Source organism: Streptomyces ferrugineus, assembly GCF_015160855.1.
Lineage (GTDB): Bacteria > Actinomycetota > Actinomycetes > Streptomycetales > Streptomycetaceae > Streptomyces > Streptomyces ferrugineus.
In genome coordinates, this window is record NZ_CP063373.1 from 7,185,073 (window position 1) to 7,205,133 (window position 20,061).

17 protein-coding genes are annotated in these 20,061 nt (G+C 71.6%); 8 read left to right on the top strand and 9 right to left on the bottom strand.

Going from position 1 to position 20,061, the window contains the following annotated elements:
• The first annotated feature begins 115 nt into the window (after positions 1-115).
• The 3 genes from IM697_RS32185 (at position 116) to IM697_RS32195 (ending at position 2,742) form a co-directional block, all read left to right on the top strand.
• Positions 116-1,123 (top strand): ABC transporter ATP-binding protein, encoded by a 1,008-nt coding sequence (locus tag IM697_RS32185; RefSeq protein ID WP_194039601.1) that lies wholly within the window; start codon positions 116-118, stop codon positions 1,121-1,123.
• Between the two features lies 1 nt (position 1,124).
• Positions 1,125-1,931 carry an ABC-2 family transporter protein gene (locus IM697_RS32190; RefSeq protein WP_194039602.1) on the top strand — a complete coding sequence of 269 codons (807 nt, stop codon included), beginning with the start codon at positions 1,125-1,127 and terminating at the stop codon, positions 1,929-1,931.
• Positions 1,932-2,001: 70 nt separating this feature from the next.
• A complete protein-coding gene (locus tag IM697_RS32195; RefSeq protein ID WP_407699663.1) occupies positions 2,002-2,742 on the top strand; it encodes an ABC transporter permease in 741 nt (246 codons plus the stop codon).
• A 10-nt stretch (positions 2,743-2,752) separates the two neighbouring features.
• On the opposite strand, the gene IM697_RS32200 is transcribed toward IM697_RS32195, so the two are convergent.
• Both IM697_RS32200 and IM697_RS32205 read right to left on the bottom strand, forming a co-directional pair.
• Positions 2,753-3,280, bottom strand: coding sequence for a hypothetical protein (locus IM697_RS32200; protein ID WP_228044264.1), 528 nt, complete (start codon positions 3,278-3,280; stop codon positions 2,753-2,755).
• The gene (locus tag IM697_RS32205; RefSeq protein ID WP_194039603.1) at positions 3,262-4,971 is read right to left on the bottom strand and encodes a PHP domain-containing protein; all 1,710 of its coding nucleotides are present in this window, start codon (positions 4,969-4,971) and stop codon (positions 3,262-3,264) included. The genes IM697_RS32200 and IM697_RS32205 overlap by 19 nt, the downstream gene beginning before the upstream one ends.
• Positions 4,972-5,228: 257 nt before the next feature.
• Here IM697_RS32205 and IM697_RS32210 point away from each other — a divergent pair, with 257 nt between their 5' ends.
• Positions 5,229-6,548 (top strand): jacalin-like lectin, encoded by a 1,320-nt coding sequence (locus tag IM697_RS32210; RefSeq protein ID WP_194039604.1) that lies wholly within the window; start codon positions 5,229-5,231, stop codon positions 6,546-6,548.
• Positions 6,549-6,576: 28 nt separating this feature from the next.
• Here the strand turns inward: IM697_RS32210 and IM697_RS32215 are convergent, their stop codons facing one another.
• The 3 genes from IM697_RS32215 to IM697_RS32225 form a co-directional block, all read right to left on the bottom strand.
• On the bottom strand, positions 6,577-7,449 hold the full coding sequence (locus tag IM697_RS32215) for an alpha/beta fold hydrolase (protein ID WP_194039605.1): 873 nt from the start codon (positions 7,447-7,449) through the stop codon (positions 6,577-6,579).
• Positions 7,450-7,563: 114 nt separating this feature from the next.
• A complete protein-coding gene (locus IM697_RS32220; protein WP_194039606.1) occupies positions 7,564-9,879 on the bottom strand; it encodes an ABC transporter permease in 2,316 nt (771 codons plus the stop codon).
• Positions 9,876-10,583 (bottom strand): ABC transporter ATP-binding protein, encoded by a 708-nt coding sequence (locus IM697_RS32225; protein WP_194039607.1) that lies wholly within the window; start codon positions 10,581-10,583, stop codon positions 9,876-9,878. The genes IM697_RS32220 and IM697_RS32225 overlap by 4 nt, the downstream gene beginning before the upstream one ends.
• 78 nt (positions 10,584-10,661) lie before the next feature.
• On the opposite strand from IM697_RS32225, the gene IM697_RS32230 reads away from it, so the two are divergent.
• Genes IM697_RS32230 through IM697_RS32240 form a run of 3 tightly spaced genes read left to right on the top strand, consistent with a single transcriptional unit; the run spans position 10,662 to position 12,902 of the window.
• Complete coding sequence (locus tag IM697_RS32230) at positions 10,662-11,564, top strand: sensor histidine kinase (RefSeq protein WP_228044265.1); 903 nt, start codon at positions 10,662-10,664, stop codon at positions 11,562-11,564.
• The gene (locus tag IM697_RS32235; RefSeq protein WP_194039608.1) at positions 11,561-12,241 is read left to right on the top strand and encodes a response regulator; all 681 of its coding nucleotides are present in this window, start codon (positions 11,561-11,563) and stop codon (positions 12,239-12,241) included. Before IM697_RS32230 ends, IM697_RS32235 begins: the two co-directional genes overlap by 4 nt.
• Positions 12,242-12,299: 58 nt before the next feature.
• Entirely contained in the window at positions 12,300-12,902 is a 603-nt protein-coding gene (locus IM697_RS32240; RefSeq protein ID WP_194039609.1) for a TetR-like C-terminal domain-containing protein, read from the top strand.
• 124 nt (positions 12,903-13,026) lie between these two features.
• Here IM697_RS32240 and IM697_RS32245 read toward each other — a convergent pair whose 3' ends face one another.
• From IM697_RS32245 to IM697_RS32255, 3 genes are all read right to left on the bottom strand, one after another.
• On the bottom strand, positions 13,027-13,821 hold the full coding sequence (locus tag IM697_RS32245; RefSeq protein ID WP_194039610.1) for an isocitrate lyase/PEP mutase family protein: 795 nt from the start codon (positions 13,819-13,821) through the stop codon (positions 13,027-13,029).
• Positions 13,822-13,991: 170 nt separating this feature from the next.
• Entirely contained in the window at positions 13,992-15,680 is a 1,689-nt protein-coding gene (locus tag IM697_RS32250) for a DUF2264 domain-containing protein (RefSeq protein ID WP_194039611.1), read from the bottom strand.
• A gap of 69 nt (positions 15,681-15,749) precedes the next feature.
• The gene (locus IM697_RS32255) at positions 15,750-16,778 is read right to left on the bottom strand and encodes a rhamnogalacturonan acetylesterase (RefSeq protein WP_194039612.1); all 1,029 of its coding nucleotides are present in this window, start codon (positions 16,776-16,778) and stop codon (positions 15,750-15,752) included.
• Positions 16,779-16,976: 198 nt separating this feature from the next.
• Here IM697_RS32255 and IM697_RS32260 point away from each other — a divergent pair, with 198 nt between their 5' ends.
• Positions 16,977-18,641: a rhamnogalacturonan lyase B N-terminal domain-containing protein gene (locus tag IM697_RS32260; protein WP_194039613.1), complete on the top strand. Its 1,665-nt coding sequence runs from the start codon at positions 16,977-16,979 to the stop codon at positions 18,639-18,641.
• A gap of 7 nt (positions 18,642-18,648) precedes the next feature.
• Here the strand turns inward: IM697_RS32260 and IM697_RS32265 are convergent, their stop codons facing one another.
• Positions 18,649-20,061 (bottom strand): RICIN domain-containing protein, encoded by a 1,413-nt coding sequence (locus tag IM697_RS32265; RefSeq protein ID WP_194039614.1) that lies wholly within the window; start codon positions 20,059-20,061, stop codon positions 18,649-18,651.

Below are 20,061 nucleotides of genomic sequence, written 5' to 3' on the forward strand. Positions count from 1 at the left end.
ATCGATTGACCGATTGATCGACTTTCCGACACCGTCAGAGAGGTCAGTTGCGGCCGGTCGGCGGACAACGCCGACCGGCCGCGACTTGTGTTCAGAGCAAGGGAGTTGATGCCACTTGGATGGCAGTATCGAGGTTCGCGGACTGTCCCGAACCTTCCACACCACCGTCCGCCGCCCCGGCTTCGCGGGCGCGCTGCGCTCACTGGTCGACCCGGAGAAGGTCGCCAAACACGCCGTCTGCGACGTGACGTTCTCCGTCGCCCCCGGCGAACTCCTCGCCCTGCTCGGCCCGAACGGCGCCGGCAAGTCCACCACCATCAAGATGCTCACCGGCATCCTCACGCCGACCGCCGGCGAGGCCAGGGTCGCGGGCGTGGTGCCGTACGAGGAGCGCGAGCGCAACGCCCGTAACATCGGCACCGTCTTCGGGCAGCGCACCCAACTGTGGTGGGACCTCCCGGTGCGCGAGTCGTTCGCGATCCTGCGCGACATCTACGAGGTGCCGAAGGCGGAACACGCCGCCCGGCTGAAGGAGTTCGACGACCTCCTCGACCTCTCCTCCTTCTGGGACACCCGGGTCCGCCATCTCTCCCTCGGCCAGCGCGTCCGCTCCGACCTGGCCGCCGCCCTGCTGCACGACCCGCCGGTGGTCTTCCTCGACGAGCCGACCATCGGCATGGACGTGGTGGTGAAGGAGCAGGTGCGGGAGTTCCTGCGGCACCAGGTGGCGGAGCGCGGCCGTACGGTCCTGCTCACCACCCACGACATGACGGAGGTCGAGCGCCTCGCCGAGCGCGTGGTACTGATCAACCACGGGCGGCTCGTGCTGGACGGCACGCTCGACGAGATCCGCCGGGAGTTCGGCTCGACCTGGCAGGTGCGGGTGACGCTGGCCGACCCGCACACCGAGGCCAGCTCGCTGCCGGGCATCGCGCTGCTGCGCCGCGAGGGACCGCAGGCCGTCTTCGGCCCGGACGGCCCAGGCGCGCCGACCGTGCACCAGGCGCTGAAGCAGGTCATCGAGCGGTACGAGGTGACGGACCTCGCCCTCGACGAGGCGGACCTGGAGGACGTGATGCGGGCCGCGTACGTCCATGCCGAGTCCGCGGCGGGGGGAGCCTGAGATGGCCGCCCTGCTGCACGGCTGGCGCGCCGCGCGCGTCACGCCGCTCGGTGAGCTGCACACGCCGGCCCGGATGACGGCCGTCCTGCTCCGGCTGACGGTGCAGGTGGTCCTGGTGGCGTCGCTGTGGCGCGGCCTGTACTCCCACACCGGCACCACCGCCGGACTGACCCGCGACCAGGCGGTCACGTACGCCGTCCTGGCCGTACTCGCCTCCCGACTGCGGGAGTTGGACCAGTACGCGGGCCGGGACACGGTGCTGCAGCACATGCACTTCGGCACGATCGTCTACTGGTATCTGCGCCCGCTGCCGCCCCAGCGCTACTACGCGCTGCGCGCCCTCGGCGAGCAGCTCTACGGGCTGGCGTGGGCGCTCGGCGCGTATGTGGTCTGTCTCGCGGCGGGGGTGGTGAAGCCGCCCGGGTCGGCGGCGGTGGCAGGGGTGTTCGCGGTGAGCATGCTGCTGGGCCAGTGGGTCCTGTACTACGTCATGCTCCTGCTCGACCAGCTCTGCTTCTTCACCATCCGCAACAACTCCGCGATGCTGATCCTGATCTTCGCGCAGAACCTGCTGTCCGGGGTGTACGCGCCGCTGTGGTTCTTCCCGGACTGGTTCATCACGCTGAGCGGGTTCCTGCCCTTCCAGGCGACGCTGAGCGTGCCGCTGTCGATCTATGTCGGCCGGATCGAACTGTCCGACGCGGGCGTTCAGTTGGCCGTTCAGGCGGCCTGGGTGGTGGCGCTGGCGCTGTTCACCCGATGGGTGTGGCGGCGGGCCGCGCGGCGCGTGATCTCGCAGGGAGGCTGAGGTGTCGTCGAAAGCCGTGAAATCCGTGCGCATCGTGTGGCGCATCTCGCTGCTCAACATCCGTGCCGCGATGGAGTACCGCACCGAGTTCCTGCTGAACATCGCGATCGGTGCGATCTGGCAGATGTCGGTGATCGTGTTCGCGACGGTGCTGCTGGCCCGGTTCACCGGAATGGGCGGCTGGGAGAGCTCGGACGTCCTGCTGATCCCGGCGATCCGGATGCTCGCGCACGGTCTGTTCGTACTGCTCCTCGGCCGTATGCACTTCATCGGCCGGCAGATCCAGGAGGGACGGATCGACATCTACCTCCTGCGTCCGATGCCGGTGCACCGCCAGGTCCAGCTCGACTACTTCCCGACCAACGCGATCGGCGACCTGACGGTCGCGGCGGGTCTGATGGTGGGCGCGCTCGGCCGCAGCGGGCTGGACTGGACGGCGGGCCGCGTCGGGTATCTGACCGCCGCGGTCATCGGCGGCATGCTGCTTGAGGCGGCCCTGTTCACGGCCGTGGCCTCCGCGTGCCTGCGCTATCCCGCCGCCGACTACTGGGGCCGCTGGCTGGAGGAACTCCTCGGCACCTTCGGCAGCTACCCCCTGAACGTCCTGCCGAAGGCGGTGGGCGGCTTCCTCACCTTCGCCCTCCCGCTGGCGTTCGTCGCGTACTTCCCGGCCGCGGTCCTCACGGGCCACGACACCGCCGTCCCGTACTGGCTGGCGGCGGCGTCGCCCCTGCTGGGGCTGGTGGCGTATGTGGGGGCGCGGTGGCTGTGGCGGTGGGCGCTGGGCCACTACGCGGGCGTGAACGGATGACGGTGCCCCCTCAGTGATCCGCGCAGCAAGGCGTCGGATCCGCCACCTCGAACGGCACGAGCGTTCCGCCCACCGCCGGCATGGCGGTCAGGACGAGTTCGCCGTCCTGCCACTGGGGGCGGACGTGGCCCCCGGTCACCAGGCGGTCGTCGGGGGCGGGTCGGCCGGGGGTGCCGAGGATCGTCACGCGGTCGATCGCCGAGCGGGACAGGACGTCGGCGATGGTCAGGGTGCCGGTCAGGGACGTGACGCCCGGGTAGACCACCGCACGGCCGTTCGCGTCCGGTGTCCCGGGTGTCACCTCGTGGCCCCCGGCCGTGAGCCGCTCCTGGGCGGTACGCAGGAGCGGCTCGGTCGGGAGGGTGAGGGAGACGGCCACCCGCGGCCGGTCTCCCCGCACCAGGTGGGTGCAGCCGAACGCGCTCTCGGGAAGGGCGAGTTCGGCCGCCAGCGTGTGCAGCAGGTGGTCGGCCGCGCGCAGGTCTCTGACACCCGCGTCCACCGTCAGGGCGTACGGCGTCACGAGGGCAGGACCCACACCGGGTTGGAGTAGAACCACAGGTCGCGCCACGGGTCGGCGTCGCCGACGACGTCGATCGCCGGGCCCGCGGGGTCGACGGCGGCGCCCATCGGGCCGACGGCGCTGCGGTTGCCGTCGGTGCCGCGCAGGCGGACGTAGACGGGGCGGTCGACCCTGCCGAGGTCGTAGGTGAGGCGGACCGTGCCGGACGGCTTGTTCACCTCGTACGACTTCACCACCTTGGCCGTCGGCGCGGTGAAGGTGTCCCGGTCCGCGGCCGGGCCGGTCACATCGCCCTGGATGACGTCGACGCGGGCGAGCTTCGGCACGAAGCCGGCCCAGTTGGCGCCGCCGGCCATGGCCACGTCGACCGTCAGCGTGACGCTGGTGCCCTTGCGGACGTGCAGGGCGCCGCCCAGCGTGGCCCAGCGGTAGCCGCCCCGCACGCGGACGTCGAGGCCGCTGATGAGCTGTCCGTGGTCGACCCAGACGCGGCCGGCACGGATGCCGTTCATGACGGCGGCGTACGAGAAGCCGTCCGCGCCGACGTGCGTACGGCTGTACTGGCCGGGCCAGTAGTCGCCCTCGGTGAGGTCGATCGTGCCGCTGTAGACGGGGTCGGTGTGCTTGCCGTTGGCGAGGTAGTCGCTGTCCGGGCCGCCGCGCTCGGCGGTGTCCGTGTAGACGTTGTGGGAGTCGGAGTTGGCGGTGATCCACCAGGGCTTGCCCTCGGCGAGGAGGCTGTCCCACAGACCGCCGACGGTGGCGGTCATCCAGTCGAAGCCGCCCCAGGTGCGGTAGCTCTCCAGCGGGTAGCCTGCGAAGGAGTTGGCGCCGGGGCTGTTGTCGTAGATGCCACGGGCCCGGCCCATCCCGAGCGGCTTGGCGATACCGCCGGCCTGGTGGCCCGGCGCGCCCTCCATGCCGACCGCGATCTGATGACGCGCGGACGTGGCGTCGCGCCAGGCGCGTATCTCGTGCGGGGAGTCGATGCCCTTGCGCGCCGGGTGGTTGGCGAGCATCAGGATGTCCTTGACCTTGCGTCGCTGGACCTGCCGGGCAAGGAAGTTGAGGCCGGCGATGGCGAGGGCCTCGTTGGCGGGGGTGGAGTCGGAGGCGCCGTTGACCGAGCCGTCGTAGTCGGTTTCGAACTGCTTCAGTACCGAGACCTCGTTCCTGCCCGGGTGCACGAAAACGGTTCCGTGCTCGGCGCCCGGGATGTTCCACTCCAGGCCCTGGAAGACAAGGGTGTCCTCGTAGGCGTCACGCGCGTCACGGATGTCCGGGTTGACCTTCTCCACACCGATCTTGGAGTGGGTGACATTGCCGTGGTCGGTGATGACCAGCCAGTCCATGCCGTGCTTGGCGCCCTGGCGGACCTGGTCGACGACGCGGTACTTGCCGTCGTTGCTGTACTGGGTGTGGATGTGGTGGTCACCGGCCAGCCACAGGAAGCCGTGACCGCGGCGGCCTGCGGAGGCCGGCGTGGCGGCGGCCGCGGTCGGGGCCACGACGCTCGCGGCGGCCAGGCCGGCGCCCAGCAGGCCCGCCCGGCGCAGCAGGGTGCGGCGTGACTGCTGCTCGGGGGTCAGGGCCTCGTCGGGCACGGCGGGGTCGAAGGCGGCGGGGAGCGCGGACGCCGCCGCGTCGGACGAGTGATCGTGGTCATGTCCGTGGTGATGATGACCGTGCGCGTGCCCGTGTCCCATGAAACGCCTCCCGGGTTGCCACTGCCTTGCAGCGGCTGCCTTCTACGGCGCTGTTGCGCCGTCTGTGGAGGATCAAGGCGAAACATGAACATTGAACGAGCGACGCATGGCCGTCGGGTGCCACCGACGCGGCAGAACTCCCCGTCCCTCACTGTTTCCCCAACGGCCCTTGTACGTCACCCTGGTTGACATCGAACCTGAGCAACGCTCACCTTCAGCGTTCACCCTCTTCGTCATCCATCGGAGACTCCCCCACCATGAGAAGACTCATCGGCACGCTCGCGGCGGCCGCGCTGGCCGTCACCGGCCTCACCGCCACCGCGGCCACGCCCGCGACGGCCGCCACCTCCGGGTCCTTCAACGTCCTGACGTACAACATCGCGGGCCTCCCGCTCGGCCTCGGCGACAGCGACCCCGAGACGAACACGCCGCTCATCGGACAGCGGCTGGCCCCGTACGACATCGTCAACGTCCAGGAGGACTTCAACTACCACGCCTCGCTGTACGCCAACGACACCCACCCGCACCGCACGGCGACGAGCGGCGGCGCGGCCTTCGGTGACGGTCTGAACACCCTCTCCGACCACTCCTTCGAGGACTTCCAGCGGGTGAAGTGGAACCAGTGCACCGGCACGAACTGCCTCACCCCGAAGGGCTTCTCGCTGGCCCGGGTCCGCCTCGCCGAGGGCGTCTTCGTGGACCTCTACAACGTGCACACCAACGCGGACTCCGACGACGCCGCGCTCGCCGCCCGCCGCGCCAACATCGAGCAGCTGTCGGACTTCATCCAGGCGAACTCCGCCGGCAACGCGGTGATCGTCATGGGCGACACGAACACGCGGTACACGCGCGCCGGCGACAACATCCGCACGCTCGTTTCCGACAACGGTCTCAAAGACCCGTGGGTCGACCTGGTCAAGGGCGGCACCCCGCCCGCGCAGGGCAGCGACCCCGTGCTCTGCGACAACGCCGCCCCGGCGAACGACTGCGAGGTCGTCGACAAGGTCCTCTACCGCGGCAGCAACCTCGTCTCCCTGAACGCCACCCGCTACAACAACGACTGGAAGTCGTTCCTCCGCTCCGACGGCAAGCACCTCTCCGACCACTTCCCGCACGCGGTCGACTTCTCGTACACCGTCAACTCCGCCCTCAAGGCGAGCGACTTCTGGGGCGGCCCACACGGCACGGCGTTCAACGACGCCGACGATCTGCCGGGAACCGTCTCCCCCCGCACGCTGACGCTGCGCGGCGCCTCCCGCCTGGACGCGGTCTCCCTGACCCACGACGGCGGTACGACGCTCAGCCACGGCGGCACGGGCGGCACGGCCACGTCCCTGACCCTCGCCTCCGGCGAGCACCTCACGTCCGTCAAGCTGACGCAGGGTCAGAAGGACGGCCGCACAAGGATCTTCTCGGCCGCCTTCACCACGGACAAGGGCCGCACCCTGACCTCCGGCACGGCAACGTCCGCCACGAAGACCTTCACAGCCCCGTCCGGCTGGCAGATCGTCGGCTTCACGGGACGGTCCGGCGACGAGATCGACAAGCTGGGCGTGCTGTACGCGCCGATCCGCTGATCGCGGCACGCGGGGACACCGGCGTTCGTCACGGCTCCCGGGCGAGCAGCCGCTCCAGTGCCACGGTGACGTGGGCCGGGCACTGGTCCATCACCCAGTGGCCCGCGTCGTCGAACATCGTCAGTTCGGCGTGCGGAACGCGCTCGGCGAGTTCGACGGCGATCGACGAGCTGAGGTAGGTGTCCCCGCGGCCCCACACGATCGCGGTGGGGCATCGGATGTCGCCGAGCCGCCGACGCAGCTCGGGCCGGGCCGGCACGCGGTAGTCGCCGAAGAAGTGGACCAGCCAGCGCCGGCCCTCGGGCGTGTCCATCCAGTCGACATGGCTGTCCAGGAGCTCTTCGTCGAAGTGGCCGCCGCGTACCAGCACCCCGAGCGAACGGCGGTGCAGACCGGCGAGGGGGAGCCGTGCCGCCAGCGCCCGGAGCCCGGGGGTGCGCCCGGCCAGGGTGAGCAGGCCGAAGACGGCGTACCAGCGGGGCACGAAGGAGGACTGGGCGCGGCTGTTGAGGATGGCCAGCCGTCGTACCCGGTCGGGGTGGGCCTGGGTGAGGCCGAGCGCTAGGAAACCGCCGTAGTCGTGCCCGAACAGGTTCACGGCGTCGATGCCGAGGGCGTCGAGCAGCCGGCCGACGCGGGCGACCTCGGTGTCGTAGTCGAACCGCAGGTGCAGCGGTCGTTCGGACTCTCCCCAGCCGAGGAGGTCCGGCGCGATCACCCGGTACCGGCGCGCCAGTGCCGGGATCTGATGGCGCCAGCAGCGGTGGTCGGCCGGGTAGCCGTGCAGGAGCAGCACCGGCTCGCCGTCGGCGGGCCCCGATTCCCAGCACGCCATGCGGGCACCGTCCACCACGACCGACCGAGCCCGGATCATCTGTGCACCGGGGCCTTTCGCACTCATCGCCTCTCCTACCGTTCGCTCGAACTCCGCACGCGATGACGTACCCACAGGGGTGACACCCGCGAACCGACCGCGCATCCGACTCACCAAAAGGGGGCTCACCCGCTCGCCCGCTCACTCGCTCCGCAACACCTCCGCGATCGTCAGCCGCCCCGCCCTGCGCGCCGGTACGAACGCCCCGAGCACCGCGATGGCCAGCCCCGCGAGGGCGAGCCCGGCCAGGGCGGGGGCCCGCCACACGTCCGTCATGTACGGCGGCAGGGAGATGTCCACGGCGCCCGCCATGCGCGGCATCACCAGCTCGTAGCCGGCCACGCCCAGCGGGATGCCGAGCAGGGAACCGATCGCGCCGAGCACGGCCATCGACGTCACCGTCATCGCCGTGACCTGGCGCGGCGTCATGCCGATCGACTTCAGCATGCCCAGGTCCCGCCTGCGGTCACGGGTGTTGAGGACGACCGTGTTGAAGACGCCGAGGGAGGCGACCGCGGCGAGCATCAGGGTGAGGGCGGAGGCCGATCCGACGATGGTCTGCGTGATGGTGTTGGCGCCCCGCACATCCGGTGTGATCCCCGCGTCGGCGGCGCGGGCCGCGCGGGCGTAGGCGGCCGGGTCGGTGCCGGCGCGCAGTGCGACGTGGTAGGCGATGGGCTTCTCGTCCGGCGCCAGCGCCGTCAGCGTCGGCCAGTCGGCGGCCACGACCCGGGCGTTGCTCTCCATGAACTCCCCCACGACCAGGACCCGTTCGGAGCGCCCGCCCTTCTCCAGGCGCACCCGGTCGCCGACCCGTACGCCGTTCTGTCGCAGGAAGGCCGAACCTGCCACGATCTCGCCGCTCGCGCGCATCCACCGGCCGTCGGTGAGCACACCGCCCAGACCGAGCCGGTCGCCGCGGCGGCCCTCCAGGATCACCGGATGCGCGGAGCCCGCCAGGCGTACGTCGACCGAAGCCCGGGCCGTGATCGCCCTCGCACCCGGCAACCGCCCCAGCAGCGACTGGAGTTCGGGGTCGTCGTGCTCCGGCTGGATCTCCTTGCCGTTCTTGAAGTGGGAGGCGTACACGGTCACCTGGTAGGCGTCGCGGCCGGCGTTGCCGAAGCGGTTCATGGTCGTCGCCAGGCCGGTCGCGAACGTCACCGTGGTCACGCCGAGAACCACGGCGGCCAGCGTCAGCGCGCTGCGTCCGGGCCGGGCGAACGGCAGGCCCATACCGAGGCTCACCGAGCGCGGCAGCCTGCTGCCGGCCAGCCGGCGCTGGATGCCCAGGGCGCGGCCGGCGCGTGGGGCGCTGCCCGCGCTGATCGCCCGTGCCGCCGACATCCGGTGGGCGCGCAGTGCGGGGGCGAGCGCGGCGAGGAGGCAGACAGCGGGCATGCCGAGCAGGGTGACGGCGTTCACCCACGCGGCGACGGAGACACTGTCGTGCAGCACTCCGGCGTCGGGCCCCATGAACACGAACTCGAAGAAGGGGCGCGCGATCAGGTTGCCGACGACCGTGCCGAGCACGCACCCGGCCACCGCCGGCACGGAGATCATCGTGAGGTAGACGGCGACCACCTGCCCCGGCGTGAAGCCGAGCGCCTTGAGCACACCGATGTGCCGGAGCCCGGAGATCACGGCCCCGCTGACCACGTTGGCGATGATGAGCACCGCGACCGCGATGCCGAGGACGCCGAAGGCCATCAGATACGGGGTGTAGGCCCGGGCCGAGCTGCTCACCTGGTGCTTGAGGGTGAGATACGACCGGGAGGCGGTGAGCGCCTGAGCGGGGAGCGCCTCGGTGACCGTGTCGAGCTGTGCGCCGAGCCGGTCGTCCGAGGACGCGTCCGGGAAGCGGAACAGCATCTGGGTGGCCGTCGGACGCAGGGCGCCGATCTGCTCGGGCGCGACCCAGGCGTCCGCGGTGCGGCTCAGGTCGAAGGCGAACCCGACGACGGTGAGGTCAGGGCCGCCCGAGGGCATCGGGAGCCGCTTGCCGAGGTCGTCCGCCGTCCAGTCGGACTGCCGGTTCAGCACGACCTCGCCGGGCCGGGTCGCCCAGCGGCCCGCCCACAGGTCGAGCCGGTCGACGGGGCCGCCGGGGTCGGCGCGGCCGACGACGGTGATCTCGGCGCCGAGGCCGAAGTGCAGGGTGCTGTCCGGGAGTTCGACCGTGGCCTGCGCGTAGGGACCGGCGGCGGCCGCGACGCCGGGGTGCCGGGCCGCCTCGGCCAACCGCGCGTCGGAGACCCTCGCCGGGTCGAACACGGCGACCACATGCGGTCCGCGCTGCTTGCCGAAGGCCTTGTCGAAGGGCGCGGAGGCCGCGTCGAGCAGGCCGAGGGCCACCACCATGGCCACGGTCGAGGTCAGGGTGACCAGCGCGATGACGAGGGTCTGCAGCCTGCGCCGCCGTACCGCCGCGCGGGCGGTGCGCCATACGGCCCTCATGCGGACGGCTCCAGGGTGTGCTCGCCGGTGACCCGGCCGTCGGCGAACTCGACGAGGCGGCTGGCGCAGCGCCGGGCCAGATGCTCGTCGTGGGTGACCAGGACCAGGGTCTGGCCGATCTGGTTGAGGTCGAGCAGCAGGTCCATCACCTGCTCCCCGGAGCGGCTGTCCAGGGCGCCGGTCGGCTCGTCGGCCAGCAGCAGGGCGGGGCGGTTCATCAACGCCCTGGCCACGGCGACGCGTTGGCGCTCGCCGCCGCTGAGCACGGCCGGGTAGGCGCGTCGCCGGTCGGCGATGCCGAGCTCGTCGAAGAGCTCCAGGGCCCGGCGGCGGGCCTGCCGGGCCGGGGTGCCGGTGAGCTGAGCGGCCAGCGCCACGTTGTCGAGGGCCGACAGGTCGTCGATCAGGTTGAAGAACTGGAAGATCATGCCGATCCGGCGCCGCCGGTACAGGGCGAGCCCCTTCTCGCTCAGCTCCCCCACGTTCTCCCCGTGCACGACGACCGTGCCGTCCGTCGGCCGGTCGAGGCCGGCGATCATGTTCAGGAGCGTGGACTTCCCGCACCCCGACGGCCCCATCACCGCGACCGCCTCCCCGGCCCGGATCCGAAGCGACACACCGGCCAACGCGGTCGTCTCGCCGTACTCCTTGCGCACGCCGTCGAGTCGTACGACGGCCTCTGCCCTGCTGTCCTCACTGCCCATGGACAGGACGCTACGAGGCCGGCCCGGGCCCGGACATCCCTCCCCGGATGGCACCTGGCCGGGCACCTCATCCTGCGGATGCAGGACCTGCATCTCCGGGCCGATGCGCTCGCGGTGATCGTCTGCCAGGGTGAACCCATGGGGGACTGGGAAGCGGGCTGGGTCACGGCGGCGGTCGCGGGTGCGGCCGTACTGGTGCTGACCGTCGCGCTGCTGCGGACGCGGCGCCGCTGGCGGGACGCCGTCGGGGAGCGCGGCTGGCTGCTGGAGCGGGAGCGGGAGAGCGCGGCCCGGGTGGCGGTCACGGCCGAACGCGACCGGATCGCCCGCGAGTTGCACGACATCGTCAGCCACACCGTGAGCCTCATGGTGGTCCAGGCCGGCGCCGCCCGCGAGGTCCTGGGCACGATGCCGGACGAGGCCTCGACGGCGCTGCGGGCGGTGGAGGACGCGGGGCGGGGCGCGATGACGGACCTGCGGCATCTGCTGGGGCTGCTGGCCCCGTCGGCGAACGGCGAGGACGACGGCACGGACGTCCCGCAGGACGGTCCTGCCGCCGACCTCGCCCCGCAGCCCGGCCTGGACCGGCTCGGCCAACTCGTCGACCGCGTCTCCTTCGCGGGCCTGCCGGTCGAGGTCCGCGTCTCCGGCGAGCCCCGCCCGCTCCCGCAGGGCATCGACGTGACGGCGTACCGCATCGTCCAGGAGGCGCTCACCAACGCGCTCCGGCACGGCGACGGGGGCAAGGCCGAGGTCACCGTGCGGTACGCGGAGCACGCGCTGCGGGTGGAGGTGCTGAACACCGGCCCGAGCGTGCTGACCGGCACGGCACCGAGGCAGCCGCGGCTCCGGGAGGGCACCGGGCGCGGCCTGCTGGGGCTGCGGGAGCGGGTCGCGGTGTACGGCGGTGACCTGGACGCCCGACGGCGGCTCGGCGGCGGCTACCGCGTGCGGGCCCGTATCCCCCTGGACCGCCCGTGACCGAACCGGCTCCCCGCGTCCTGATCGCCGACGACCAGACGCTGATCCGCACCGGATTCCGGCTGATCCTGACCGTGCGCGGCATCGAGGTGGTCGGCGAGGCGGCGGACGGCGTGGCGGCGGTGGCGATGGCGCGCGAACTCGCCCCGGACGTCGTGCTGATGGACATCCGCATGCCGAACATGGACGGCCTGGACGCCACCCGGCGCATCCTCCAGCAGAGCCCGGACTGCCGGGTGTTGATGCTGACGACCTTCGACCTGGACCGCTATGTCTACACCGCCCTGTCGATCGGGGCGAGCGGCTTCCTCCTCAAGGACGTCACGCCCGAGCACCTGGCGGCGGCCGTACGCCTGGTCGGCACCGGCGACGCGCTGCTGGCCCCCGCCATCACCCGCCGCCTGGTGGAACGCTTCGCCAAGGACCCCGCCGACCGTCCGCCCACGGTCCCCGCCGACCTGGCGGCCCTGACGCCCCGCGAGCTGGAGGTCCTGACCCTCCTGGGCCGGGGCCTGTCCAACACGGAACTCGCCGCCCACCTCACCCTGAGCGAGGCCACGGTGAAGTCCCACGTGGCCCGCATCTTCGCCAAGCTGTCCCTCCGGGACCGCGCCCAGGCCGTCGTGCTGGCGTATGAGACGGGGTTGGTACGGGCGGGCGAAGGCGGGGGGCACTAGCATCGCGCCTGGACACCCTAGGTTTCCGTGGTCGCAGGACGCAGGAGGAGACACCCCCATGGCCCGCGCAGGACTCACCGCCGACCGCCTGGCCGCGGCGGCGGCCGAGCTGGCCGACGAGGTCGGGTTCGACCAGGTCAGCCTCTCCGCGCTGGCCCGGCGGTTCGGGGTGAAGGACGCGAGCCTGTACTCGCACGTCAGGAACCTTCAGGACCTGCGGACGCGGGTGGCGCTGCTGGCCGGTGGCGAGATGATCGACCGGATCGCCGCGGCGGTGGCGGGACGTGCCGGCAAGGACGCGCTCGTGGCGTTCGCGGACGCGTATCGCGCGTACGCGCTCCAGCACCCGGGGCGTTACGCGGCGACCCAGATCCGCATCGACCCGAGCCTCGTCGCCGACTCCCCCGCCATGCGCCGCACCGCCGAGATCACCTACGGCATGCTCCGCGCCTACGGCCTCGACGAACCCGACCTGACCGACGCCGTCCGCCTGCTGCGCAGCACCTTCCACGGCTACTGCTCCCTGGAGTCCACCGGCGCCTTCGGCGCCCCCCGCGGCGTAAGCGAGTCATGGGAGCGCGCTGTCGACGCCCTGCACGTGGCGCTCGCGAACTGGCCGCGCGAGGAGCGGGACCGGCGCCCAGCCCGGTTGTCACCCTGACCCCTTGGACAGCGGCCGCCAGTCACCTGCCGCCGGGGATGTCCGTGGCCATGGTTCCTCGGTCCCTCGCCGGTGATGAGTCCGAAGGGTCTGACACCCGGGAAGGCTTCAAGCCCCACAGGGCCTACGCCTCGTCGCCGTGAGTCAGGTCGCTTCGCCGGCTCAGCGCGTCCACCTCGCCGTACGAAGGCACGGCCCCGCCCGGCGTCCGGCCCTCCCGGATCTCCCCCATGGCCTCCACCGCCGCACCCAGTGCCCGCCGGTAGAGCAGCGAGCCGAGGCTGATGCGGCGGACGCCGAGGCCGGCGAGCCCGGGGACGGTGGGGCCGACCGGGGTGTAGAGGACGTTGAGGGGGACGTCGAGGTGTTTCACCAGGTCGGCGATCTGGCGAGGTTCGGTGACCCCCGGCACGAACACCCCGTCCGCGCCCGCCTGCTGATAGACGTCGAGGCGGTCCTTCGTGTCCGCCTCCCCGCCGCCCAGCCAGTACGTGTCGGTGCGGGCGTTGACGAAGAGGCCCGGGGCGGCGGCCTTGACGGCGGAGATCTTCGCGGCGTGCAGCGCGGGCGGGCCGAGACGGTCCTCCAGATTGATGCCGACGGCTCCCACGGCCGCCAGCTCCCGGGCGAACTCCCCCACCTCCTCGGGGTCGTCGCTGTAGCCGTCCTCCGCGTCGACGGTCAGGAGGCACGGTCCCGAGCCGAGGGCGAAGGCGAGGCGGAGGGTGTCGTCGCGGGTGGCCGACGCCCCGTCGGGCAGGCCGACGGCCGCCGCGACCCCGAGGCTGGTCGTGCCGATCGCGCGGAACCCCTGAGCGGCGAGCGCCCGCGCCGAGGCGTGGTCCCAGGCGTTGGGGAGGAGCAGGGGTTCGTCGCCGTGATGGAGCTGGGCGAACGGGTTGCGGGTGGATTCCGTCATGCCGGCAACGCTAGGCCCACGTCGATTCGGTGCCCACCGAAGTCCGCCATCCCCTGGTCGCCGGGCTCGCCGCCACCGCCGCCCTCGTGGGAGCAGCGCCACGAAGGTCGTGAGCTCCCGCGTCACCGGCGATGTGGCGGTCCACAAGGACGGGAGGCTCGAATCCGCCCTCAGCCCTGTACGCCCACGCCCTCGCCGTCCGCCAGCCGCACCCGGACCTCACGCCCGTCGCTCCAGCGGACGCGGAGCCCGTCCTCGCCGTCCACGCGCACGGACACCAGGTCCTCCAGCGGCGCGGGGTCCGGCTCGGCCGTGAGGCGGGCGAGGGCGACGAAGAGGGTGGGTCCGTCGCCGGTCACGCCGGACAGTTCGCGGCTCAGACCGGCGACGGGCCGCAGCTCGGCGCGCACCCCGTCCCGGCAGGCCCACCCGGTCACCCGCACCGGCGTCCTCGGCTCCGCCCCGGCCACCAGATGGGCCCGCACCTCCACGGCCCCCCGCGCGAGCACCACGCTGGTCACCCGGACCGACTCACCGACCGAGTGCCGCGAGGCCACCCAGCCGTCGCCGACCCCCAGCGGCACGATGTCCGTACGGCTCGGGTCGGCGCCGACGAGCACGCTGTTGTCGTACGACGGTGCGGGCCGCGTGGCCGTCGAGTAGGCGAGGCGGGTGTAGTACGGGTCGTAGCGGACGTCCTCGCTGCCGTGGTTGTGGAGGCGGACCAGTCCGTCCGAACGGGTGGACTGCACCAGCCAGTTGGGGGCGGCGATCGGCGTGATCGCGTCGGCGCGCTCGGCCGGCCCCGGTTCCTCCGTCGCCGTCCAGACCTCGTGCTCGGCCGGCAGGAGCAGGGCGAGGAAGCCCTTGCTCGCCCAGTACGGCGACGCGGGGCCCGAATAGCCCTGCAGGACCGACTCGTCGGGGCCGTGCCAGCCGAGGGTGAGCAGGCCGTTCGCGTCCACGGCTCCCCGCTCCAGGAAGTACTTCAGCGCGCCGGAGGCCAGCCGCCGGGTCTCCCCCGGCGGCAGCGGCGTACGGCCGGTGAGCGCGCCCAGCCACAGCGGTGCCGTCGTCGCGAACCGATACGTCAGGGAGCGGCCCTGGTGCATCGGCGCGCCGTCGCCGCCGAACAGTCGGGCGTAGTCGTCGAGATGCCGCGAGAGCCGACCGCCGTACAGCTCCAGCAGCCTCTCGTCCTGGGCCAGCCACGCGTGCAGCACCGGGTACAGGTGCATCGCCCAGCCGTTGTAGTAGTCGTACTTGCGGCCGTCGCCGTCGGTGTACCAGCCGCCGCCTGCGTACCAGTCCTCGATCCGCTCCAGCCCCCGGTCGATCGCCTTGCCGGACTCCTCGGTCTCGTACCCGATCTCCTGGAGGAAGCCGCCCACCGTCACCGGGAACAACTCCCAGTTGCAGGGCCAGGCTTCGGCGGTCAGCGCGTCCCCGAGCCAGGCCGCCGCCCGCTGCCGCACCGGATCGTCCAGCCGGTCCCACAGCAGCGGCCGGGTCAGCCGCAGCGCGAGCGCGATCGACGCCGCCTCGACCAGCGGCTGGCTGCGGTCCTCGATACGGGGCCAGACTCCGGACGTGCCGGCCGCGAGTCCGTCGGCATACCGCTCCAACGCGGTCTCGTCCCGGCGGAAGGCGGCCAGCAGCAGCGTACGGGCGTACCCTTCCAGCCCGTCGGAGAGACGGCCCGACCAGCTCTGCCGGTCACCGGGAAAGTGGTAGAGGGCACGGTCCTCGGTGGCGTACGGCTCCACGGCGCCGAGCAGGGCGTCGGCGGCCGCCTCCCAGTGGGCGCGGGTGTAGCCGGTGTACGGGCTGAGGGTGCGGTCGTCGGGCGGCAGCTGCATGGTTCTCATTCCGGCTCGGAGAAGATCGGACCTGGGACGCCCCGGTTCCGGTCGGGGCGCCCCAGGGGTTCATCCCACCCGCACCTGGCCCTGGGGCACCAGATGCCGGGCGACGAGTTCGTCGCGGACGAGGCTCGCGTACACCGTGGCGCCGTGCGCCGAGGTGTGGGTGTTGTCCCGTTTCTCGTTGTAGAGGTAGAGCGCCTTGGACGCCTCCACGCCCAGGGACTCCACCAGTGCCTTGGTCTTCGCCGTCAGGTCGACCAGGGGGACGTCCCGGTCGGCGGCGACCGCGCGGATGACCGCGGGGTGGTCCACGCCCAGGCCGTTGACCAGCAGGGCCGTGTTGTTGTTCAGCGTGCCGTCGGAGTTGAACCAGCGGCGCACGATCGGGGTGACGAGGACCGGCTCACCGCCCTTGGCGCGTGCGCCGTCCACCAGTGTCTCCAGATTCGCGCGGTACGTCGCCTCGTCGGTCGTCTTGTCGTTGTGGGCGAGCTGGATCAGGACCAGGTCGCCGGGCCGGATCCGGGGCTGGACGGTGCCCCACAGGCGGGAGTCGGCGAGATAGCTGACCGTGCTCTCGCCGGAGTCGGCGTAGTTGGCGACGGACAGGCCCTTGCGCAGGTACTGGGGCAGTTGCTGGCCCCAGCCGGAGTACGGGTCGCCGGGCTGGTCGCAGACCGTGGAGTCGCCGACGAGGAGGATCTGGCGGGTACGGCGCGCGGGGGTGACCTTGATGTCGGCCAGCGCGGGAGCCGCGCCGCCGAGCAGCAGGTCGAGGCCGGGGGTGCCTTCGGGGCCCGTCGGCTCGCCCTGCGGTGTGCGGACGTTCACGGTGAAGCTGCGCGCCACCCGTTCACCGGCCGGGGCGGACGTCTCGGGGAGCAGGGTGCGGCGTGTCTCCCCGGCGATGGTCGTGCTCGACGCCGCCTCGCCGCCGAGCAGGACCTTCACGTCGTAGGTGCCGGGCGGGACGTCGAAGTGGCAGGCGGTGGCGGTGCAGTGGGCGTCGGCGGCGGCCTGGGCCGGTGTCGCCGTCAGCGCGGTTCCCAAGGTGGCCGCCGCCACCAGCGCGGCGGTGCTGAAACGTCTCATGCACGACTCCTCACTCGGATGGACCCGGCGTTCGACTGGACCGTACCCGTTTGGACAAGCGCTTTCTAGGTTCCGGCGTCAGATCACAGAACTCCCCGGCCACAGCCAGCGCAAGCCCTTTCGCGAAATCGATTCAACTGTCACTCTGCACACACCCCGCACCACACACTTCGCAGCACTTCGAAGGAGGCACCCCCCATGTCCGGATCCCACGACAGATCCGTTCGCCGCCGCACCTTCGTCCTCGGCGCCACGGCCGCCGCAGGCACGGCGGCCCTCGCCGGCACGGCGCGCGCCGCGGCCTTCGGCTGGCGCGACGACGGCTCGAACTACGTCGTCGACACCGGCGCCCACCTCGTCTTCAAGGTCAGCAAGTCCAACGGCGACCTGACCTCGCTGGTCTACCGGGGCACGGAGTACCAGGGCTACGGCGGCAAGAACTCGCACATCGAGTCCGGCCTCGGCAGCTCCACGGTGTCCGTCCGGCAGTCCGGTTCGACGATCCTGATCTCGGTCGCGTACGGCACGCTGCGGCACTACTACGCGGCCCGCAGCGGCGAGAACAACATCTACCTGTGGACCAACAAGGCCGACACGTCCGTCTCGGCGACCCGCTACATCCTGCGCGTGCGCAAGGGCCTGTTCCTCAACGACGAGCCCGACTCCTACACCTACGCGCCCACCACCGTCGAGGCCTCGGACGTGTTCGCCAAGTCCGACGGCCAGACCCGCTCGAAGCACTACTCGAAGCTGCGCGTCATGGACTACGACTACATCGGCTGGTCGGGCGGCGGCGTCGGCCTGTGGATCGTGCGCAGCAACCACGAGAAGGCCTCCGGCGGCCCGTTCTACCGCTCCCTGCTGCGCCACCAGAGCGCGGACGGCGGCGGCCTGTACGAGATCCTGTACTACGGCCAGAACCAGACCGAGGCCCAGCGCTTCGGCCTGCAGGGCCCGTACGTCATCGCCCTCACGGACGGCGGGGCGCCCTCCGCGTCGCTGTTCCCGGGCACCCTGACCACCTCGTGGGCGGACTCCCTCGGCATGTCCGGGTACGTCGGCGCGGGCGGGCGCGGCAAGGTGGCCGGCGTCGGGATCGCCGGGCGGAACACGGCGTACCCGTACACGGTCGGACTCGCCAACTCGGCGGCGCAGTACTGGGGTTCGGCGCGCTCCTCGGACGGTTTCTTCTCGATCGGGGGCGTGCTGCCGGGGACGTACACCCTGACCGTCTTCAAGGGCGAACTCGCCGTGCACACGGGGTCGGTGACGGTCGCGGCCGGTGCGACGACCACGCTCAACACCATCACCGTCCCGTCCTCCAACGACCCGGGCAACGCCGCCGCCATCTGGCGGATCGGCGAGTGGGACGGCACGCCGAGCGGCCTCAAGAACGCCGATCTGATGACGTACGCGCATCCGTCCGACGTCCGGGCGGCGCCCTGGACCGGCAATGTCGTCATCGGCAACAACGAGACGTCGGCCTTCCCCTGCTACCTCTGGAAGGACGTCAACAGCGGGATCCTGGTGTACTTCCGGCTGACGGCGGCCCAGGCGGCGGCCGCGCACACCCTGCGGATCGGGGTGACGACGGCGTACGCCAACGGCCGCCCCCAGGTGACGGTGAACGACGCCTGGACGTCCGCCATCCCCTCCCCGCCCACCCAGCCGAACACCCGGTCGCTGACCAACGGTTCCTACCGGGGCAACAACCACACGTTCACGTACAGCGTGCCGGCGTCCGCCTGGAAGACGGACACCGGCCAGTACAACGTGCTCAGGATCGCTGTGGTGAGCGGTTCGGGGCTGACGGGCTATCTCAGCGCGGGCACGGCGGTCGACGCGATCGACCTGCTGGCCTGAGGGCACCTCACGTCCCGCGCGTCCACTGCTGGTTGGTTCCTCCGTTGCAGGTGTAGGTGATGATCGCGGCGGAGTCGGCGGTGGACGCGCCGTTGACGTCCAGGCACTCGCCGGTGGCGCGGGACCTGATGTTCACGTAGGAGCCGGTGGTGGTCAGCGACCACTGCTGGCCGGTCGCGGAGGCGTCGCAGTTCTCCTGGGTGACCGTGCTCGCGTTCTCCTGGACGCACAGGGAGCTGTGCCGGGTGACGAGCTGGTAGTAGCCGCTGCCGACGGACTTGAGCCAGTACTTCTGGTTGCCGCCGCCGTTGCAGTCGTACTGCTTGATCTGGGCGCCCTGCCACTGCGACTGGCTGGTGACGTCGGCGCACCGGCCGCTGTGCCGGGCGATCAGTGTGTTGTACGTGGCGCTGGTGCCGCTGATCGAGCCGGTGGCCGTGTCGATGGTGACCTCCGGGGACCAGGACATGGACATCGAGGTCGAGGACGGGAAGGTCAGCGGCAGCCAGACGTAGCGGGAGTCGTTGACGGTGCCGCCGAAGGAGTTGCCCCAGCGGTCGCCCAGGTAGAGGTACGAGGTGGTGGAACCGCCCTGTACGGGGAGGACGTACGCGGTCTGCGAGCCGTAGGTCGTGGAGTCGCCGACGTTCCTCATCGCGGTCCACGGGCCGGCGAGGCTGGTGGCGGTGGCGTACTGCTGCTGGTTGGGGTTCCAGCCGGTGGCACCCGACGTCAGCATGAAGTAGACGCCGTTGCGCTTGAACAGGGCGGGAGCCTCCCGGTGGCCGCCGTGCCAGGGGTCGGCGACCAGCGCGGCGATGCCGGTGTAGTCGCTGGTCAGACGGTAGATGTGCAGGTCGTAGTTCTCGCGGGCGGCGGAGACCATGTAGCCGGTGCCGTCGGTGTCGACGAACACCGTGATGTCACGGGACATGTGCTGACCGAACGGGCGGAAGCTGCCCTGCCAGGTGTAGTCGCCGTCCACGGTGTCGGAGACGGCCACGGCGGCGCGGGCCTGGCTGTAGTCGACGCCGTTCTCCTTGTGCATCCACATGACGAACTTGCCGGTGGCGGCGTTGTACATGACCTTGGGGCGCTCGATGTTGGCGGTGGCCAGCTCCGAGTGGCTGGACTGGGTCAGGACGTGGTTCCTGAACTCCCAGTTCTTCAGGTCGGTGGAGCGGTAGGCGTCCACGTAGCGGAAGGTGTTGTCGGCGTTGCGGTGCTCGCCGAACCAGTAGTAGTACGAGCCGACCTTGATGACCCCGCCGCCGTGGGCGTGCACCGGGTTGCCCGAGGTGTCGGTGAACTGCGTGCCGGTGGTGACGGTCCGGGGTGCCGCCTGCGCGGGACCGGCGGTGGCCAGGGCACCGGCCACGGCCAGACACAGGGCGAGCAGCACCGCGTACGCACGTCTCAT

Bases quoted from the DNA above. Each gene is read 5' to 3' on its own strand.
- IM697_RS32190 (WP_194039602.1), top strand. From the start codon at position 1,125: ATGGCCGCCCTGCTGCACGGCTGGCGCGCCGCGCGCGTCACGCCGCTC.
- IM697_RS32195 (WP_407699663.1), top strand. From the start codon at position 2,002: ATGGAGTACCGCACCGAGTTCCTGCTGAACATCGCGATCGGTGCGATC.
- IM697_RS32205 (WP_194039603.1), bottom strand. From the start codon at position 4,971: ATGGGACACGGGCACGCGCACGGTCATCATCACCACGGACATGACCAC.
- IM697_RS32210 (WP_194039604.1), top strand. From the start codon at position 5,229: ATGAGAAGACTCATCGGCACGCTCGCGGCGGCCGCGCTGGCCGTCACC.
- IM697_RS32215 (WP_194039605.1), bottom strand. From the start codon at position 7,449: ATGAGTGCGAAAGGCCCCGGTGCACAGATGATCCGGGCTCGGTCGGTC.
- IM697_RS32220 (WP_194039606.1), bottom strand. From the start codon at position 9,879: ATGAGGGCCGTATGGCGCACCGCCCGCGCGGCGGTACGGCGGCGCAGG.
- IM697_RS32225 (WP_194039607.1), bottom strand. From the start codon at position 10,583: ATGGGCAGTGAGGACAGCAGGGCAGAGGCCGTCGTACGACTCGACGGC.
- IM697_RS32230 (WP_228044265.1), top strand. From the start codon at position 10,662: ATGCAGGACCTGCATCTCCGGGCCGATGCGCTCGCGGTGATCGTCTGC.
- IM697_RS32240 (WP_194039609.1), top strand. From the start codon at position 12,300: ATGGCCCGCGCAGGACTCACCGCCGACCGCCTGGCCGCGGCGGCGGCC.
- IM697_RS32245 (WP_194039610.1), bottom strand. From the start codon at position 13,821: ATGACGGAATCCACCCGCAACCCGTTCGCCCAGCTCCATCACGGCGAC.
- IM697_RS32250 (WP_194039611.1), bottom strand. From the start codon at position 15,680: ATGCAGCTGCCGCCCGACGACCGCACCCTCAGCCCGTACACCGGCTAC.
- IM697_RS32255 (WP_194039612.1), bottom strand. From the start codon at position 16,778: ATGAGACGTTTCAGCACCGCCGCGCTGGTGGCGGCGGCCACCTTGGGA.
- IM697_RS32260 (WP_194039613.1), top strand. From the start codon at position 16,977: ATGTCCGGATCCCACGACAGATCCGTTCGCCGCCGCACCTTCGTCCTC.
- IM697_RS32265 (WP_194039614.1), bottom strand. From the start codon at position 20,061: ATGAGACGTGCGTACGCGGTGCTGCTCGCCCTGTGTCTGGCCGTGGCC.